The 18,442-nt window shown below is 27.1% G+C and carries 16 protein-coding genes; 9 read left to right on the top strand and 7 right to left on the bottom strand.

Features of this window, described 5'->3' with window-relative positions; all coding sequences use genetic code 4:
* Positions 1 to 60: 60 nt before the first annotated feature.
* From AC0B4T_RS03070 to AC0B4T_RS03045, 6 genes are all read right to left on the bottom strand, one after another.
* Entirely contained in the window at positions 61 to 1,209 is a 1,149-nt protein-coding gene (locus tag AC0B4T_RS03070; protein ID WP_465102743.1) for an IS3 family transposase, read from the bottom strand.
* 263 nt (positions 1,210 to 1,472) lie between these two features.
* Positions 1,473 to 2,465: a hypothetical protein gene (locus tag AC0B4T_RS03065; RefSeq protein ID WP_465103085.1), complete on the bottom strand. Its 993-nt coding sequence runs from the start codon at positions 2,463 to 2,465 to the stop codon at positions 1,473 to 1,475.
* The gene (locus AC0B4T_RS03060) at positions 2,452 to 3,882 is read right to left on the bottom strand and encodes a S8 family serine peptidase (RefSeq protein ID WP_465103279.1); all 1,431 of its coding nucleotides are present in this window, start codon (positions 3,880 to 3,882) and stop codon (positions 2,452 to 2,454) included. The genes AC0B4T_RS03065 and AC0B4T_RS03060 overlap by 14 nt, the downstream gene beginning before the upstream one ends.
* Positions 3,883 to 4,397: 515 nt before the next feature.
* Entirely contained in the window at positions 4,398 to 4,520 is a 123-nt protein-coding gene (locus tag AC0B4T_RS03055; RefSeq protein ID WP_465103084.1) for a hypothetical protein, read from the bottom strand.
* Between the two features lie 688 nt (positions 4,521 to 5,208).
* The gene (locus tag AC0B4T_RS03050) at positions 5,209 to 6,306 is read right to left on the bottom strand and encodes an IS30 family transposase (RefSeq protein WP_465103083.1); all 1,098 of its coding nucleotides are present in this window, start codon (positions 6,304 to 6,306) and stop codon (positions 5,209 to 5,211) included.
* Complete coding sequence (locus AC0B4T_RS03045) at positions 6,251 to 7,003, bottom strand: hypothetical protein (protein WP_465103082.1); 753 nt, start codon at positions 7,001 to 7,003, stop codon at positions 6,251 to 6,253. Before AC0B4T_RS03045 ends, AC0B4T_RS03050 begins: the two co-directional genes overlap by 56 nt.
* 184 nt (positions 7,004 to 7,187) lie before the next feature.
* Between AC0B4T_RS03045 and AC0B4T_RS03040 the strand changes: the two genes are divergently transcribed.
* The gene (locus AC0B4T_RS03040; RefSeq protein WP_465103081.1) at positions 7,188 to 8,684 is read left to right on the top strand and encodes a DUF2130 domain-containing protein; all 1,497 of its coding nucleotides are present in this window, start codon (positions 7,188 to 7,190) and stop codon (positions 8,682 to 8,684) included.
* 36 nt (positions 8,685 to 8,720) lie between these two features.
* Here AC0B4T_RS03040 and topA read toward each other — a convergent pair whose 3' ends face one another.
* Positions 8,721 to 10,541 (bottom strand): type I DNA topoisomerase, encoded by a 1,821-nt coding sequence (gene topA, locus AC0B4T_RS03035; protein WP_465103080.1) that lies wholly within the window; start codon positions 10,539 to 10,541, stop codon positions 8,721 to 8,723.
* A gap of 123 nt (positions 10,542 to 10,664) precedes the next feature.
* Here topA and AC0B4T_RS03030 point away from each other — a divergent pair, with 123 nt between their 5' ends.
* From AC0B4T_RS03030 to AC0B4T_RS02995, 8 genes are all read left to right on the top strand, one after another.
* A complete protein-coding gene (locus AC0B4T_RS03030; protein WP_465103079.1) occupies positions 10,665 to 12,761 on the top strand; it encodes a S8 family serine peptidase in 2,097 nt (698 codons plus the stop codon).
* Positions 12,748 to 13,728, top strand: coding sequence for a hypothetical protein (locus AC0B4T_RS03025; protein WP_465103078.1), 981 nt, complete (start codon positions 12,748 to 12,750; stop codon positions 13,726 to 13,728). The genes AC0B4T_RS03030 and AC0B4T_RS03025 overlap by 14 nt, the downstream gene beginning before the upstream one ends.
* A 210-nt stretch (positions 13,729 to 13,938) precedes the next feature.
* The gene (rpsF, locus tag AC0B4T_RS03020) at positions 13,939 to 14,319 is read left to right on the top strand and encodes a 30S ribosomal protein S6 (protein WP_465103077.1); all 381 of its coding nucleotides are present in this window, start codon (positions 13,939 to 13,941) and stop codon (positions 14,317 to 14,319) included.
* 54 nt (positions 14,320 to 14,373) lie between these two features.
* Positions 14,374 to 14,934, top strand: coding sequence for a single-stranded DNA-binding protein (locus AC0B4T_RS03015; protein WP_465103076.1), 561 nt, complete (start codon positions 14,374 to 14,376; stop codon positions 14,932 to 14,934).
* A gap of 9 nt (positions 14,935 to 14,943) precedes the next feature.
* Entirely contained in the window at positions 14,944 to 15,204 is a 261-nt protein-coding gene (rpsR, locus tag AC0B4T_RS03010; protein WP_465101366.1) for a 30S ribosomal protein S18, read from the top strand.
* Between the two features lie 255 nt (positions 15,205 to 15,459).
* Positions 15,460 to 16,842 (top strand): ABC transporter ATP-binding protein, encoded by a 1,383-nt coding sequence (locus AC0B4T_RS03005; RefSeq protein WP_465103075.1) that lies wholly within the window; start codon positions 15,460 to 15,462, stop codon positions 16,840 to 16,842.
* On the top strand, positions 16,826 to 17,659 hold the full coding sequence (locus tag AC0B4T_RS03000; protein WP_465103074.1) for an ABC transporter permease: 834 nt from the start codon (positions 16,826 to 16,828) through the stop codon (positions 17,657 to 17,659). The genes AC0B4T_RS03005 and AC0B4T_RS03000 overlap by 17 nt, the downstream gene beginning before the upstream one ends.
* Positions 17,652 to 18,437, top strand: coding sequence for an ABC transporter permease (locus AC0B4T_RS02995; RefSeq protein ID WP_465103073.1), 786 nt, complete (start codon positions 17,652 to 17,654; stop codon positions 18,435 to 18,437). The genes AC0B4T_RS03000 and AC0B4T_RS02995 overlap by 8 nt, the downstream gene beginning before the upstream one ends.
* The last annotated feature ends 5 nt before the right edge of the window (positions 18,438 to 18,442 follow it).

Raw genomic sequence — 18,442 nt, 5'->3', positions numbered from 1 at the left:
TTTACCTTCCCCAACCATACCATTTGGCTAAGCCAAACGGAATGCTTTGGGAAGGTTTTTTTATCTTATTCTTTTATAATTATATCAGTTTATAAATTCTTTGATTTTTTGTGATAATTCAATAAAAGTAAGTCTTTTACAGGTTTGATCAAAATTTGGGAAAATTTCACTTTTAAGAATTGAGAAGAAATACTCAATTTCACGATTGTCAAGACTATTACCAATTCTTGACATTGATATTTTACCTTTTAGTGATTTTATTTTCTTAGTATATTCAAGCGAAGAATAAGCAGATCCATGGTCAGAATGTAAAATAAAATTATTTTTGAATTTTGTATTGGTGATATTATTCAAAATTAGTTCAGTATCATTTCTAAGTGATAATTCATAGGTCACAAACTTAGTTTTATGATCAATAATTGCAGATAAATAAATATGATTCTGTTCAATATCTTTTGGTGCTGGTATATAGGTCACGTCTGTTGCATATATATTATTGTTGCTTGAATTATAATCTCTTTTTACTAAATCAGGTACTTTAACACTAGTATTTTTAGATTCTTTAGTTTTACGTTTTTGTCTAACAAATGTTTTCAAATTCAGTTTTTTCATATAATTTCCTAGGGTTCTAGGATTTATTTGAATATTATATTCTTGGAAAATATATTTAGCAAGTCTCCTTCGTCCATACCTTTCTTTATTTTCGACAAAACTTTGAAAAATTATTTCTTTGTGTTTAACCTTTAGTTCTTTAGTCTTGTTGTTATCTTTCAATTTCTCGTAATATGTAGATCTTGAAACACATATCATTTTAGATTTTTTAGTATGTGACAGATTCTTGATTTTCTTTATCTTTGAGATATCTGCATCAATATTATTTTCATTAAAAATTCGATAGTAGTATTTTATAACTGCATCTTTTTCATCATCTTTAAGAGTATCAATTCATGTATAATCGAGAACTTTCTTTTTCTTTCTCCCAACACCTTTATCTTTCTTAGGTGATTTACCGCTTTGTGATTCTATGTTCATATTTAAATTATACAGTTTTCTTTTCTTTAACATATTTCTCATTGATTCTTTATTTCAGTATACTTTTCTGATATCAAAACATAAATTTTCAAATTCTGACTTGGTTATTCCCAGGTTCAAATATTTATCGTATAAGTCAAAAATTTTGATTCATTCTTTAGTCTTTAAATGTCTCATAACTACCTCTTTTTCTTTATATTAAAAATATTCGGATTTTGTCCGAATATTTTTTCCCTGTCTATCATAACTGCATGTTTTTAATATTTATTTAATTCTAAAAACTTTGTTTGTTTGTAATAAACAGTATGCTAAATACTAGCAATTGATTAATAAAAACAATATATGAGTCATTTTGGCAACCATTTAATGAAAATGAGGTTTAGAAAAGAAATCAATGATAAACAGAAATATAACAAATTTCTTTTATGTTTTGCTTATACCTAAGGTAAATGTTTTTTAAATTCAATATCATATCATTTTTTTAATCTATCTCTGAAACTAGTAGGTCTTTCACTTTCCTTTGGAGTAATAATGTTTCAATTAAGGTTATAATTTTTTTTAACTAAAAAAACTCTAAAGGAAGGATCAGGTTCATAGTATTGATGTGTTACACCTGGAGCTAAAGAGTCGAATGGGAATATTATATTTAAGGTTGCAATGGTATTTTCATAAGTAACTATAATTGATCTATCATCGGGGCTATCCTCATGATAATTAGAACTGTCTATAAAAATATCACTTTCTTTTAAAATAACATATACATCTTGATTATCTAAATATAATTCTTCGAATAATTTTTTAATTTGAACATCTTGATTAAAATTATGAAATTTATTTAATTCTTTGAAGCGATTTATTATGTACTTATCAAATTCTTCATTGGTAGTTATTTTAATAAAATCTTTTTTTATTCATTTGAGGTTACTTTCAAAATGTGGATTTTTATTAAAAAATGTTTTGTTAAATACATCTTGGTCTTTTTGCATGTATTCTTTTTTAATAGTAAAATTAGATTGATTTACCCATTCCCGTGGTGCAAATATGGCTTTTTTGGTAAATTTTTTATGTTTTTTATTGATGATACTATATATTTGGTTAACTTCAGCATGGGCTGCTTTTTCATCTATTGTATCATAAAATGGTCAGTGCTCATGACTAGGTTTTTTTTTAGTGTCTTGTGTATTATTTATTGATTTATCTGGTTTTTTTTGTTCATTTTTTTTACCATTAACATCACTAATCTTATCGATAAAAACTGGAGGTTGTTCTATTGTTATTACTATAGGTAGTTTATTTTCAGTTTTTTTATCTTTGGTATCGTCATCAACCAAAGGTTTTTTAATAATTAGTTGTGGTTCTTTTGTACTACATGAAAAATTTATCAAAGGAAGAAAAAATGACCCTGATAATAATAATTTTTTAATAATTTTCATCTCTTACCACATGGGTTACAGCAACAATATCATCAACAGAGTTTTCAAATGAACTTTCTGATAGTTTTCTAACTGTATATCTATAAAGGCCACTTTCAGGAACTTTATATTCTATTAATTCATCGTTAGTTACAATTGTAACAATACTTTCAACTGTTTTTCAGATTCCATCATTTTCTAATTTTTCAAGAATTAAATCATAGTCTGAAAATCATCTATTCTTTTGTCTCTTTTTAGCTTCTTCTTTTTTAAGTCAGTAGGCATCTTTATGTGTACTTACATCATAAGAATTAGAAATTAATAACGATTGATTGGCATTATATTCCCTTGCTATAGCAAATCTATTTAACCTATTTTCTCAATAGTTATTGTTATTTAAAGAATAATATGAAAACATTGGTGAACTTTTTAATATACCGGCATTAAAAGTTCAGGAACTAGATATTTTAATTGTTTGGCCTTTGCTAAGGTTTAAAACATCACTTGCAAGCACATAAGTACCTGAAGCTACAGTTGGGTTAATTTCCTTAACTTTATAGTTTTGTGCTGCTAAAAGCATTGCTTGAAAATCTACAGTTCCTGCTCCATACTTTTCTGCATAACCACTAAATTTATATTTTAAACCTTCTATTTTTGGGCTTACAGCTGAAGCTGATAAAATCGCTTTTACAATTGAAACCCTATTATCACTATTTCTTATTTTTTCATTATATTTCATTAGGTTTGAAATTAAACCTGTTACAACAGGGGCAGCGTAACTAGTTCCGTTATAGTAATTATTTACGTTATATACAGGATTATAAAACTGAGCTGGTGCAACAACTAAAGGTTTTGAAATATCTTTGAATTCTTCAATTATCTTATAATTTGAGTATTTTGCAACTTTATTATATTTTAGGTTTTGTTTTGTTGCATTATCATCAAGAGCGCCAACAACTATTGAATTAAATGATAATGTCTCCCCTGCAAATGAATGTTCGTTGTCTGCTCCATCATTACCTGCAGAATAAACATTTATAACTCCATATTTTCTAGAGATAAAATCTAGAAAATATGCATTTTCTGCATAATCTTTTATATATGACAGTTGTATTTCTCTATTATGTCTCATTTTACGACCATAACTATGGTTAATTAATTTTATGCCATCTTTTTTAACCATTTTTTCAATTGATGACATCCATATGCTATCGAAGTTATTGATTGTATGCAAGTATATTTTAGAAGATCGATCAATTCCATATTGACCTCCAGCAATCAGAGACACCATAGTTGAATGAGTTTTGGACTTGGGATTTTTTTCAGCATTAAGGTCGTTTATTTCAATACCATTTTTAAAATATTTTTGGTAGTTTGTATCAAATGGATATGATCACCATTCTAAAACGCCTATTTTGTTAACATAGGTGTTATTTAAATGATTTGAAGCATTAACAATATTTGCGTTTTTATTTACTGAATCAATGAATTTTTTTAAGTTAAGATCAATATTTCTATCATCATCTAAAAGTCTAACAACGGATTTTAGCGACTCTACTTCTTCAGGTTCTTTATCAAAGGGTTTGAGTGGATCAATATTGGTGGAATTAATATTATTGAATTTGTTTTCAAAAATTATAAATTTATAAATTATATTTCATTTATATACCTCTGTAACAAAATGTTTCCTATCCTGTTCGGTATCAAAGTAAAACCATACTATTGGTAAAATACTAATAGTATTAAAATTTTTATATATTAAATTATTTTTATTTACTTTGTTTATAAAGTCATTATTTAATTTAGTTATAAATTCCTCATTTTCAGTTTCAAAACCTGGATTTAATAATAATTTCAGTTCAAAGTAGTTATTGACTTGTATATCAACAATATGATTATTTGAATTTTGTGCAACCGTGATAGGTTGTTTTCTAATTTCAAATATTTTACTTTTTAAATTATCATATCATTTTCATTAACAATCACAGACTTCTTAGCAACTGAAGGTGTAAAAATCGCTGGTAATCCTGAAAAACTGATTAAACATGAAAATAATAATTTTGACTTCTTTTTCATAATTTGCTCCCTAAATATTTATATTAAACATAAGTTTTATTATTTGTTTTATTTTGTATATATTAAATTATACCAAAAGTTTGTAGAATAACTATTGTGTTAGACTGGGTATTTTCGGATGTTAATGACAAATATTTAGATATATATAAATAATATTGAAGAAAGCAAATTTATTTAAAAAAATAGTATAAATTATTTATGAGAATAATACACAAGTTAGTTAAGTATAAAATTTAAACAATTACGAATAAAAAATATTCGGATTTTGTCCAAATATCTTTTACATGTCTACAAAGTTAGAATGTTATTTAATAAATTTACTAAAAAAGATTAAATTGCAGTTATTAAATAATAAAACATAATTATACATAAAATTATTTGCCATAATGTGCATAACTTATAAGTTAAAAACTTTCTTTTTTGGAAAAGTCACTTGCGAGATGTTAACAAAATAATTGTCTTTTAATTTTAACATAAATTTTACATAAAAAATGTATGCGAAAACAGAAAACGCGGCAGTGTTTTCACGTCGGTTTTGCTTACTTTTGCCAAAAGTAAGGCCCCTTTGATTGCAATCAAAGGCGGGGGATTAAAAAAAGTTTTTAGGTTATCTTATATTGCCTTACAACTTGCCGATAGTTATTTATTTTATCCATCATATAATCAATTTCTTGCTGAGAGTATTTATCTAAACTTTTTCCTTTGGAATGTAATACCTAATTAAGCGGTGCATATTTTCTATTAAACCTTTTTGTCATGAACTATATGGTTGGCATTTAAATAATCTTTCAGTTGGAATTACCTGGTGCAATAAGACATTTTCACTACCATTATCAACTGTTAAAGTTTTAATGTCTAAGTTATGTTTCTTGATTAGTTTGACAAGAGTTTGTTTGATAGCTTTGGAGTTGCGTTTTGAGAGCATAGCATAAGACATTCTTGTTTGCCGTTCAATTATGGTCACAATACAATATGTATCATTGATTTTACCAATAACGGTGTCTAATTCAAAATGACCGTGTTCAGAGCGATCATTAATATAAGCTGGACGTTTTGAAATTTCTGTAGCATATTTTAATGTTTTAGGTTTGGTTTGCTTCTTCTTCCTTATGCCATATTTGCCTTCAGATTTTTTAACAATATGGTCAAAATCAAGGAAATAAGGGTATTTTTTGATTATTTTATAAATTGTACTAGGCGAAGGAGCAAATTCATCAGGGGAGAATTTTTTAAAAGAATTAACAAGGTAAGCAACTGATTTCTTAACTTCTTTTTGCTGCAAATTCTTTTTATTTCTATTTTTATTGTATGTATTAAGTTCACTATACCAATATTTTCTGTAGGCCTTTCATTTCTCTTTAATTGCATCACTTACAAAAAAGAGTCGCGAAAATGAATAGCCTAATAAATGTTCGTATAGCTTGGTAAAATTAAGGGTTTTAACCCGCATTACTCTTTTTGAACACTTAGGACAAACATAACGATTTTGTTTATCTAAACTAAGTGGTTTGCGATTTGTAATAATTTGGATTTTACTTTTTATACTTCGAATGTATCTATCAAAAATCTTGGCTACTTCTTGGATTGAGAAGCCTTCAGAAAGTTCTTGTAAAATATTATAAAGTTGTTCTAGATCGATTTGATCTGATCGTAATTTTCGATGCGACTCAAGAGCTCCTTGCATTTTCAAGATAGTGTTGTAATTCTCTTCAATTTTAAAATGTTGATATTTATTTTCTTTTCGATATTTGTCAAAAACACAAATATATTTTTCTAAATTTTTCATATAATTTTAAAGTCTCCTTCCATTTTTTAAAATTTATTAATACAACTATTTTATTACAAGGCAGACAAAAACAATGTCACACGCTAAAAAACTTGCATGTGACATTTCCATTTAATATTTCACCAAATTCTAAATTTTTCTTTAGACCCAAAACTTGTCTTTGTTTTTCATTTTGTTTAATTTGTTTATAATATTTTTTTAATAGCAATGTTGTCTCTTGTGAAGTTTTCTTCTTTGATAATTTTGCTATTTTTCTTCCTCTTTTGGTTGTATGTATATTAAATAATCCTAATTGGTTGAATCTTCTTACTAAAGTTTTGTAAGAAATTTTTTGCCTTATAAAATAACCATATTCTGAATAATAATAACTTTTAAACGAAAGTTGGTTATTTGTTAGAATGCTATTTAAAATAATTTCACATGTTTTTAAATAATCTTTAAACACTAATTGAATTTCTGAATCTGTAACTTTGCAACTTCTTTGTTGATTTTTATTTTTATGACTGATGTAAATTTCTTGATTACTTTTTATTATTTTTTTATATCTTTTTACAGTTGACACACTAAGGTTTGTAATTAAACTAAGTTGAGATAAAGATTTTTCAATATTAGCAGCAATTAATATGAGAGATTGCTGTTTTTTTAGTTCGTAGTTTGTTAAGTTTTTGTACTTATCTATGTTATGTTTGATTCTCATAAATAATTTATACCATATTTTAATTAAATTAGTTCATTTTCCAAGGGATTTATATATGGACCTAAATAGTTGTCATTGGACAAGTTATAAATTATTATGTAATAATAATTTACATTCTACTTATTTAAGTATATAATTTTAATTACAAAATAGTAATTAACGTATAACAAAGTTAGGAGTTTAAATGAAAAAAGTAAATATTAAAATTAAAGATATTGCAAAAATGGAATTTGAAATATTAGAATATGCAAATCCAGGTGATTATATTAGTTTAAAAGGTTTAACAGACGAGCAAAGCCAAATAATTTCATCACATATAGCAAGTGCAATTAACAATATTGATAAAGTGGCTAAAGAAAAAATTTACCAGCAAGCTATTTCGGAAAATACTAAATCCATATTAGAATCACAAGAATATAATGATCTTAAATTAAGTAATGAAAAAAAATTATCAGCCCAAAAAGATGATTTTTATAACAAAATAATACCAAACAAAATTGAATTAGCGAAAAAAGAATGAGCAGATAAACAAGAAAATAACCTTAAATTAAAAGAGCAAGAAATAAAACTTAAATTACAAGAAGAATTGAATAATGCAAAAAATAACTCTATTAATTTACAAACTAAACTAACAGAAAAAGATCAACAAATTAAAACATTAAATAAGCTATTAGAAGAATTAAAACAATCTAAAAGAGATGAAATAAATGATGTAAAGAAACATCTCGAACTACAAGCTGTTGATAAACTTAAAAATAAAGAAATGCAAGTAAGGCACGAATTATCGCAACAACTAAATGACCAAGAAAAAGAAATAGTAGTTTTAAAAAATACTAACCAAAACTTAGATAAAAATCTACATGAAAAAAACAAAGAAATAGAAGCGTTAAAAAATCAAATTAATGGGTTAACTATTAAACGTAGCTCTTTAGGTCACATTCAAGCAGCCGGTGAAGATTATGAAACTTATATTCACTCTTTATTGCAAAATAACTTTAATTTTGACGAACATATCAATTTTTATAAAGCAACACAAACCAAAAACGGAATAAAACCAGATATTATTATTGAGTTTTATGATAAAAAATCTTATGATCGTATTTTAATTGGAAAAATAGTTGTAGAAATAAAAGCCAAAGTTAGTGAAAAAGGTTCCAAGAAAAACGAAGAATTTTACTCAAAATTATCAAAAGATACCTACAATAATGATGCAGATTATGGTATTTTAATTACGGAACTAAATCCAGATGAAGATATTTTTATTGAAATGGTTCAAGGTCATAACAATATTTATGTAGTAAGGGATCGTTCTTTTATCACTCTAGTTAGAATGCTTAGATTGTTATTTGAAACAAAGGCTAAAGTAAATGTTGATTTGAAAGATTTTAAGGATAAAGAAACAATTAAACTTGAATTTAAAAAATTCTTTGAAGAAGAAGTTGAGAAGAACTTTGAAAGATTAAAAGATCGTTTAAAGGTTATTGGTGTAGCTGCTGAAGACATCATTAAATCAGCTCGTAAAATTGAAGAAAAAATGGACGAAATTGAACGTACTTCAATTAAGAAAATGGAAGCTGCTTTTGAAAAGAAATTCCAAAAACAAGATTTCTTAGAAAAATTAGATTCGCTTAACCGCCGTAAATTAGAAAATATCAAAGAAATTGACCCTATCGAAGACTAACAAAAAATGTTTAAGGTTTATAACCCTAAACATTTTTTAATATTGTTTGTGCTCTTCGTAACTTGCTGTATATTTACATTTAGGAAATCCAGTGCAGCCAATAAATTGTTGTCCTTTTTTGTTATTACGCACTAATAGTTCTTGTTGGCACTGTGGACATGTTTGATTAATAGATGGTGTTTCAAATGTATAAACATTCATTTTTTGTGAAGCATATGCAAATTCTTCTTGGAATTTATCTCAAAAATCTTGCAAAACCTCGTTTTTAGATAATTGCTTATCAGCAATTTTATCTAATTCTTCTTCAACTTTTGCTGTATAACTTTCGTTAATAATATTTGAAAATACATCAGTTAATGAATCACAAATTGCAAAACCAAATTCGGTTGGAACTAGTTGTGATGATTCGTTATTAACAAACTTACGTTCTTTAATTAAATTAACAGTAGTAGCAAAAGTTGATGGCCTGCCTACTTTAATATAATCAAGCATTTCGATAAGGGAACCTTCATTATATCTTGGAGCAGGTTTTGTAGCGTGTTCTTCAAAATTAAATTTTTCTACATTTACAATTTGACCTTTTGTATAATTTGGATCAATATGTTCTTGTTCTTTTTGTGTAACTACATAATACCCATCAAATATAATTTTAGAATATGATTGTCTAAAATTATATTTATCATTAGAGAATTCATATAACTTAGATTCCCTAATAGGTTGAGTTATTAAAGCCATGAGTGTTGTATCATAAATTAGTTTATAAATTTTTAAATCATACTCAGTTAATTCAGGGTGCATTTTTGCTGCTTTTTCAGGTGTTAAGAAAACATCAGTAGGTCTGATTGCTTCATGAGCGTCTTGATCACCACTGAAACCTTTAATTTCTTTAGCAACATATTTATCGCCTCATTTTTGCTTAATATACTTTTGGGCTGCATTTATAAAATCATTTGATAAACGTGTACTATCGGTTCTGGGATAGGTAATTAATCCACCATTTCCAAAACCTTCATATAGTTTTTGTAAAATCCCTTGGGTTGATGCTGCAGAATACGGGCTTTTCTTGTATAATGCAGCTTGTTTCAGTGGACTTATTGCACTAACTTTACGTTGGGATACGGCAAGGTTTTCAACGAGCAATGTTTTAGGTGCAGTTTCAAAATGCTTCTTAATTTTATCTATTTCATTTGATAAAATTCAACCCTTACGATCAGATGGATTATTAGGATTATAATAATATGTTAAAAGCGGATTATTTTCTAATTTAGCATTTAACATAAAGTATTCTTCAGGTATAAAATTTTGTATTTCACGCTCACGATCAACAACTAATTTAAGGGCAATAGATTGTACGCGCCCTGCTGTTGGGATACCAGGGGAATTTTTAAATTTAGCTTTCATTAAATTAGACAGCCTGAAACCAATAATGCGATCAAGCATGCGGCGCGATTTTTGTGCATCAATTAAACCTTGGTTTAGATCAACTGGATTTAGTATTGCTTTTAAAATTGCATCTTTAGTAATTTCATTATATTTTATTCTTTTGAAGTTTTCAATTTTAAAATAACTTACTAAATGGTTTCCAATACCTTCCCCCTCGCGGTCAGGATCTGTTGCAATATAAACAAAATCAGTATCTTTTAATTCCTTTTTAATTGCATTAACTATTTTGGTCTTAGTGCGGTCTAATGAATATTTTGGTTCTCATGCCTCTAAATCAATCCCCAAACTATATTGACCGTCTGTTTTCATTTTTAAAAAATGACCAACAGATGCTATAACTTTATAATCGTTTCCAAGATATTTTTGAATTGTAGAAACTTTGTTGGGTGACTCTACTATAACTAGATTTTTCATATTATAAAATATACAGTTTTTTTAATTATTTACAACAAAAAAACAAAAAAAGGTTTTATTTTTGCATTTTGTCTATTTCTATATTGTTAAAATAAATATTAGGAAACAGGTATAATATTAATTATGAAGAGAAATTATTACCAAAAAATAAAAAAAATAATTACTTTTCCAATTATTGAAATTAGTATAGTTGGTCTGGCTTTTAGTGTTTCATCATTTAACAAAAATAAAAATCAATCATTAGATTGGTATGATTCATTAGTTAATAAGAAATTTGAAATTAGAAACCAAGGAATTAAAATGGAGTTAAATAATGATAATGAACAAGTTTCGGTCTTTGTGAACAATGATTTTGAACTGAAATTATTATTAAATCCAGGTTTTGAAACTGAAAACGAGGAATTTATAAGTAAATTTAATAATGACTTTGTAAACAAAGTAAATAAAAATAATTTAATTTATAAATGATTTGAAAAGTCAATAATGATGCCTATTGTATGATTTTATTTCGATGATGAAAGTGATAGACAAAGTTTTGTTAAAGTTATTAAAGATTGAAAAGAAATTCATAAGTTTATAATCTTCGAAAACAAGTTCAATAATATTAATTCCAACAATCTTGATACACTTAAGCCCTTTGATAAAGAACCTAAAGAAGTAGAGTTGCCAAAATCAGTTGTCAGACTTTTAGATGATGATAGGAATATTGATCCTAACCTAAAAAAATTTATTGATTCAGTAAATAAAAATGCAAATATTGTCAATGCTTCAAATCATTTAAATAATTCATATGTTAATAAATTTGGTGTTGTAGAAGTTTGGAACCATCGTTTTGATACAAAATATCAAAAATATTTTAAAAATGGTATTGAAATAAACGACCTTAAAACTGAAAAAAATCCAAATTCTAAAACTCATGCAACTATGGTGTCTTTGATAGCAGGAGGTCAATATGGAATTGATCAATCTTCTAAAATATATTTACATAGATTTAATAATTTTGATAGTCACTGAACCTCATTAATTGAGAAAATGGTTAAAAAAGATGGCATAAAATTAATTAACCATAGTTATGGATATCGTATGTACAAGGAAATAGGTGTGCACAAAGAAATTTACCCGAGTTATTTACAAGGTTATAACGAAAATGCATATTTTCTTGATTATATATCTCGTAAGTATGGAGTAATAAACGTTTTTTCAGCAGGTAACGATGGCAAAGATAATATGCACCTTATTACAGGTCCTCAATTATCGTTTAATTCTGTTATTGTCGGAGCACTTGATGATAAAGCAACAAGAGAAAATTTAAAATATAATATTATAGCCGATTACTCTAACTATAGATTAACAAATGAATTCAAGGATATTTCTAAACCATTAGTGGTTGCACCAGCTCAATTTTATAATCCTGTATATAACGTAAATAATTACTATAACGGAACTAGTTACGCTGCTCCTATTGTAACAGGTTTAATTTCAAACCTAATGAAATATAATAAAAAAATAAGAAATAGTGATAATCGGGTCCCAATTGTAAAAGCGATTTTATCAGCTTCAGCTGTAAGCCCAAAAATAGAAGGTTTAAAATATAAATTTAGTGGTTATGCAGAAAAGTATGGGGCAGGAACTGTAGATTTCCAAGCAATGCTTTTAGCAGCACAAAACTATAAAGTTAAGGAAATTAACCCAACTGTAGCTTCAGGTACTTATGTGCTTGCAAGTGATACATTAGAACTCAAAAAAGGCCAAACAATTAAAATATCTAGTTCCTGAACTTTTAATGCGGGTATATTAAAAAGTTCACCAATGTTTTCATATTATTCTTTAAATAACAATAACTATTGAGAAAATAGGTTAAATAGATTTGCTATAGCAAGGGAATATAATGCCAATCAATCGTTATTAATTTCTAATTCTTATGATGTAAGTACACATAAAGATGCCCACTGACTTAAAAAAGAAGAAGCTAAAAAGAGGCAAAAAAATAGATGATTTTCAGACTATGATTTAATTCTTGAAAAATTAGAAAATAATGGAATCTGAAGAACAGTTGAAAGTGTTGTTACAATTGTAACTAACGATGAATTAATAGAATATAAAGTTCCTGAAAGTGGCCTTTATAGATATACAGTTAGAAAACTATCAGAAAGTTCATTTGAAAACTCTGTTGATGATATTGTTGCTGTAACCCATGTGGTAAGAGATGAAAATTATTAAAAAATTATTATTGTCAGTGTCATTTTTTCTTCCTTTGATAAGTTTTTCATGTAGCACAAAAGAACCTCAACTAATTACTAAAGAACCTTTGGTTGATGACGATGACAAAGATAAAAAAACTGAAAATAAACTTCCTGTAGTAATAACAATAGAACAACCTCCAGTTTTTGTCGATAAAATTAAGGATATTAACGGTAAAAAAGATACTACTAAAGAAGGAAAAGACTTACAAAATAATACAAAAGAACCTACTATTTTAAGTGAAGAAAAAATCATTGGAGAACTGGAAGAAATATATCAAGATATTTACCGTGTATATGAACCATTTACAAAATCAGGAGTTTTCGCACCTAAAGAATGATTAGAAGAAGATCAAGAAACAATTAAAGAGCAATATAGACAAAAAGATATTGACACATTTAATATTACGTTTTTCAGTAATTACTATCCTTATCTAGAAGATATTAAACAAGAAAAATGACTTGCAGCACGCTATGCACGAATAACTACTAAAGATGATTTTGACACTTATATTATAGAAAAATTTAAAGAACTCAATAAATCAAATGAATATAATGAGAGCACAAAGATAAAAAAACTATTTGAAGAATTATATTTAAATAACAAAGATGCATATGATCTTTTGAAAAGTAATGATATTTTCATAAAAACGGTATCAGGTAATTCTACAGAACCACGAGGCTCATCTATAATACCGATTTATGATAATCAAAGTGTAACGATAACTTCTATTGAACCACATGATAGCGATCTAGGCCCTGCTCCAATCCCTGATGTTTATAATCCTGATCCATCCCGTGTTTGAAGGGTTTTCTTAATCAAAAAAAAATTTACAGTGCAATATCGTGATATAAAGAGGGATAAAGACACTTCAGTGATCGCTTTTGGAAGAGAACTTATTAATTGATACAAAAATTTATTTTTAAAACAATATCCCCAAACCTAGTTTAGTCATAAAAGTTATTAGTTGCTTATGCTACCCCTACTTTTTCAAAAAACAACATATAAATTTATTTATTTAGTATTTTGATTTTTTACGTTTAATAATATAATAGATACGAGTATAAGAGCAAACTATATAAATAATTTAGAATTAAGCTAAATACTCCTTGACTATTATATAAATAAATAGTCCAGTAAGACCATAAGGAGAACAATGAACAAATACGAAATTATGATGATTGTTGATCCAAAAGCTGATGCAACTGTTGCATTTAAATTATTAACAAATGTTTTTGGAGCAGGTGTTACAAAATCTGAAAAATTGGAAAACAATCGTTTAGCTTACAAAATTAATAAATCTGCATTTGGACAATATGTTTTGGCAAATGTTGAAACAGAAGGTTCTAAAATTGCAGAATTTACACGTCGTACAAATATTATTAAAGAAATTTGGAGAGTACTTGTTATTAACTTGGATACCGAAAAAGGATTCCAACCTAACACTAAACTAGGTGTTGCTGGACAAAAACAAAATAGACAACCAAGAAAAAGAGTTTATACAAAAGATTTAAAAGAAAAACAACAAGAGCAATAATAAGAATTATTAATTTCAAAATATCATTTATTAGAAAATTAGGAGGGAGTTAAAGTGTTAAACAGAGTTATATTAATTGGGCGCACAACACAAGAACCTGAATTATCTTACACAAAGCAAGGTGTTGCATATTCAAGGCTTACTTTAGCCGTAGATCGTAAAAGATTTAATAATGAGCGTCAAACCGATTTTATTCCATTTGTATTATGGAGAAATCAAGCTGAGTTTGCTAAGAATTATATTCGCAAAGGGACAATGCTATGCATTGAAGGTGAGATTCATATTAGCCAATATACTAATCTAACTACTAATCAATTGCAAAGATCTTTTGATGTAGTTGTATCAGATATTAAGATCTTACAATCTAGAACGCAAGGTTTTGGTAATGAGCAAAAAACTATAAGTTCTAACACAAACCAAGTGAATATAAATAAATCACAATCAAATAATTTTGAAAATCATAACAACTTCCCAGGGTCAGACTTTAGTAATATTGTTGATGATTCAACCCAAACAATTGATCCTAAAACTAACGAACAATTACACGAATTAGATGAAATTATTTTTAATGATGATACTTCCGGATTAACATTTCAATTTGATGAAGAAAATTAGGAGTTTTACATGGTATTTAACAAAAACAAAAAAACTTTTTTAAATAGAAGAAAAGTTTGTCTATTTTGCGAAAGCAAACAAACCTATATTGATTACAAAGATACTGAGGTTTTAACTAAATATATTTCAGCAACTGGACAAATCAAATCTAAATCACTAACAGGTACATGTGCTAAGCACCAAAGAAAATTAGCAACTGCTATTAAAAGAGCAAGATTCATTGCTTTATTACCATTTACAATTGTACGTACGCGTTCAAATTCAAGATAAATTTGCAATCTTAAAAACTGAAAAGAAGAACTGAAAATTTCATTAACAGTTTTTCTTTTTTTTATTATAATATCTACCAATATGAAAAGGAGATTGATTTTATTTAGAATTTTAGAAAATAAAAAAATTTTAAATCTTTTTACAGATATTTCATACCCCTGTGTACCTTGCAATAGAGAAGAATATTGCGAGAATCTTTTTGATACCGTCTCCCCACTGACTAATTGCATATTTTAATAGTTAGAAAGGAGCAAATTGAAAACAAATAATAAAAAGAATATTAAACATATTATCGAATTAAAAAATATTGTTAAAACATTTGATAATAAAACAGTTTTAAACAATATTGACTTAAAAATAAATCGCGGTGAATTTGTCACCTTACTTGGGCCTTCTGGGTCTGGAAAAACAACTATCTTAAGATTAATTGGTGGTTTTGAATGAGCCACCCGTGGTGAAATTAAATTTAATGGTCGTGATATAAAGGACCTTTCGCCTCATAAAAGAAATGTTTCAACTATTTTCCAAGACTATGCTTTATTTACCCATTTAAATGTCTATGGAAATATATTATATGGATTAAAACTAAAACGTGTACCACGTCATACTGTAAGTAGTTTTCGATTAAATGAATTAGAAAAGAAAAAAGTATTATGAGAAGCCAAAGCAAAAGCTAAAATGGATGAATTAGATAAAATCCAAGATAAATATTTAGAAGAATTACAAACCTTAAAACAAGGAACATACAAATTCAACAAACGTCAAACTTGGCTTGATGACTCTGATTTTAAATATTCATATTGAGAAAATTTTGTGGATTTAAAAGTTCAAGATTATGAAAATAAACACTTTAAGCGCCGTATGACTAAAGAAGAGCTTAATGAAAAAACCAAACGTATTATTGAAATAGTTGGTTTATCCGGTAATGAAACAAAAGCTATTTCTGAATTATCTGGAGGGATGAAGCAAAGAGTTGCTTTGGCCCGTAGCCTTGTTATTGAACCCGAAATTTTATTACTAGATGAGCCCTTAAGTGCCTTAGATGCTAAAATTCGTCAAAGAATGCAAGTTTTACTTAGAAGTGTACAACAAGAACTTGGTTTAACGTTTATTTTTGTTACCCACGATCAAGATGAAGCTTTAGAATTATCAGATCGTATTGCTATTATGCGTGATGGAGTTATTGAACAATATGATACTCCTAAGAATATTTATGATTATCCTGTTAATATTTGGGTTGCTAAATTTATTGGTGATTCAAATGTTTTCCAAGCTAAAATGGCTGATGATGGGAATGTTAAGTTATTTGGTCGTGAATATAAAACTATTCATGAGGAAGATGAGTTTCCAAAAAATACTGAAGTTGATGTCTTGATACGCCCTGAGGATATCGATATAACTAGTGGCCAACAAGTTAAAAAAGAAGGCAAGATTATTGGTGAAGTTGTGGATGTGTCATACCGTGGCTCTTACTACTACCTTAAAATTGAAGCAAATGATGGTAATATTTTTAATGTTGAAACTGCAAAGAAATTTGACCTAAATGAAAAAGTATACTTAAGTTGAACAATTGATTCGATTCATTTAATGAAAAAAGATCCAAAGTGAGATTATAATCATAATGAATTCAAAAATTAAATCCCTCTTCACCTTTGATAAAAAAGCTTATTTATTCCTACCATATTTATTTATTGCAATCTTTTTAATTTTATTACCTATTTTGATGATTGTTATTAGTGCCTTTTCAACTGAAGATTTTGATGCATATGTCTTAATTAAAGATTCAAATACTTGAAATATTATTTTTAGATCTTTATGAATTGGAGTTGTATCCTCAATTTTATGCTTATTAATTGGTTTCCCATATGCATATTTTGTATCAACTTCAAAATCAAAATTATTCAAAATTTTCGCACTGAGTTTAATTATCAGTCCTTTAGCTATTTTCACTGTTGCAAGGATTTATTCAATTAAAGGATTAGCCCTTGCCGTTTTTGCTTCAAATCCAAAATCATTAAATAATGAATTATTTATTATTTTTGGTTTAACATATCTTAATATTCCTTTAATGGTTATGCCTTTATATACAGTTTTTAAAGATATGCCAAAGAATATTATTGAAGCAAGTCATGATTTAGGATATGGTTTAACTGGAACAATTTTTAAAGTGGTAATTCCTTATGGAACTAAAGCCATCTTAAGTGGGCTAGGAATCATCTTTTTATCTAGTGCTACAACATTTATCGTTAGTGCTAAATTATTACCAGATGGTTCACAAAAGCAATTAATTGGAATTGTAATTAACTCAAAAATAAATCCTGGTAATAAATATGATTTAAGCAGTGGATCAATGTTAGTTATTGTTGTATCGGCCATTTTTATTGGTTTATATTCATTATTACAACTAGCACCAAAACTAATTTTTAAACTTAAAAAAGGGGCTCACTATGAATAAAATTACTAGTTTTTTAAGAAACAGTTATATTTATTTAATTTTAGCTTTTATTTATGTGCCATTAGTTTTTGGGGTTATCTTTAGTTTTAATAAACCAACTCCAAAAGGTGAATTTAACCCAACTTGAGTTGGCAGCACCCTTGATAATTGAAAAGGTTTATTTGATGCTGGACGTGATTTAAGTTTAATTAATACAATGCTATTAGGTTTTATTGTTAGTGCTTTAGTTATTAGCCTTAGTCTAATAACTGTTTATGCAATATACCGCAGAAAAAATCGTTTAATAGGTACTACACTTTCAGTTACCTCAAATATTCCATTAATCAACCCTGATAATATCACTGCAATTGGACTAGTTTTAGTTTTTAGTTCTTTTTTTGGAATTGTTGCAGTAGATAGCGAAGGATTTGGAAGGGTTATTATTGGTCATACAGTTATGACTTTACCATATGGAATTTTATTAATGTTACCAAGAAGTGAAAAATTTAACAATAACTTATACGAAGCCTCACAAGACTTAGGTTACTCTAAATTTAGATCATGAGTTAAAACATATTTGGCTTATATGGTTCCTTCAATTATTAGTGTTTTAGTTGTTAGTTTAGTTTTTAGTTTTGATGATTTTATTATCACAAGAACTGTATCTAATACCTCAACACTGGGTACAAAACTTTATGAAGGTGCTTTTGAACCATGAGGTTTAGTTCTTGGTTCGATTGTGCTATTTATCGTTTTAATTTCAAACATTGCTTATGCAGTTTATAAATCTAAAAAGTAATTAAA

Source organism: Mycoplasma sp. 10961 (assembly GCF_055523525.1).
This window is presented reverse-complemented; position numbering and strand designations above follow the sequence as displayed.